This is a genomic window from Bradyrhizobium sp. MI1.11 (assembly GCF_055811255.1).
Genome location: NZ_JBVVPM010000169.1, coordinates 1 through 1,487 on the forward strand (window position 1 = coordinate 1; position 1,487 = coordinate 1,487).

Annotated in this window: 1 protein-coding gene; it reads right to left on the minus strand. The window is 61.2% G+C overall.

Annotated elements, in window-relative coordinates; translation table 11 throughout:
* Positions 1-11 precede the first annotated feature (11 nt).
* On the minus strand, positions 12-1,487 hold a 1,476-nt coding region (locus AC0L30_RS42915), incomplete at its 5' end, for a putative bifunctional diguanylate cyclase/phosphodiesterase (protein WP_473406783.1).

Genomic DNA, 1,487 nt, shown 5'->3' on the forward strand with positions numbered 1-1,487 from the left:
TCGCCGACGCCTCAGCGGATCATGGTCTTCCGCTCCGCTCCGTCTCGCCTGGGTACCACTTCGAACGCCGAAGCCAAACGGCGCGGCTGGAGCAGGACAGCGAACTCTTCGAGCGGTAAGGGCCGAGAAAAAAGATAACCTTGCGCCATGGTCGCGCCGTTTTCGGCCGCGAACTGAAGGTCTTCGGCCGTTTCAACGCCTTCGACGACCGTTTCGAACCCCAATTCGTCCGCAAGTCCGAGCGCCAGACGAAGGATCGTCTGCTTTTCGCGGTCGTCCGCGACACCCGTTACGAGCGTACGATCGAGCTTCACGGCGTCGAAGGGGAGCCTCGCCATCGTCGAAAGATTCGAATAGCCGGCTCCGAAATCGTCCATTGCGAACCGTATGCCCAATTGCCTGAGCAGGCTTATTCTCTCGCGCACGACGTCAGGATTGCGCATCGCGACCGACTCTGTGATCTCGATCTCGAGCTTTGGCGGCGGGAAGTCGGCCTCGCGAACGGCCGTGATGATATCCCTGATGAACAGCGGGTCTTCGATTTCCGTCGCTGCGACATTTACGGCGAGCACGAGATTCGAGCCGGCTCGGATCAAGCCCCCGATTTCGGCGAGCGCGCGCCTCAGCACGAAGCGGTCGATCTCCATGATGAGGCCGATCTCTTCCGCGATCTTGATGAAGCGCGCAGGAGGAATGTCGCCCTCCTTCGGGTGATGCCAGCGCGCCAGCGCCTCCACCCCTAGGATGCGTCCATCCCTGCAGGACACCTTGGGCTGGTAATGGACGACGAGCTCTTCATTGCGGATCGCCAAAGCGAGGTCGGTTTCGAGCGCATGGCGCGCACGCGCGATCTCTGCGAGATCCGGAGTGAAGAACGCGCAGGTATTGCGTCCCGAACTCTTCGCGACGTACATCGCAAGGTCGGCACGGATCAGGAGATCGTCATAGGTTGTGCCGTGGGTAGGACAGATCGCAATGCCGATGCTGACGCCGATGGTCGCATGGTTGCTCTGGAGCTTGAAGGAAACCTGCAGCGTCTCGATCATCTCGCGGGCACTGAGGCTCGCGGCTGCGACCGTCTTCATACCAGCGATGATGGCGACGAACTCGTCGCCCCCGACCCGGGCGAGCAGACATTTGCCGGCAGCGCCTTTGGACGTCAGCAAATTGCTCAAGCGCTCGGCCACCATCCTGAGCAGTTCGTCGCCAGCCTTGTGCCCGAAAGTGTCGTTGATGGATTTGAAGCCATCCAGGTCGAGGAAGAACAGCGCTGCGCCCTCTTCCGCGTCGATGAGCGCCGGCGCATCGATGCGCATCTTCTCCCGATTGGGAATGCGGCTCACCGTGTCGTAGAAAGCGAGCTGACGAATTCTTCGCGTGCTGGCCCGCAAATGCGTCAGCATTTGCTCGAATGCGAGGCCAAGGCCGCGGACCTCGCCGAGGCCCGTTGCGCGGAATTGAACGTCGAGATTGCCACCCGCGATTTC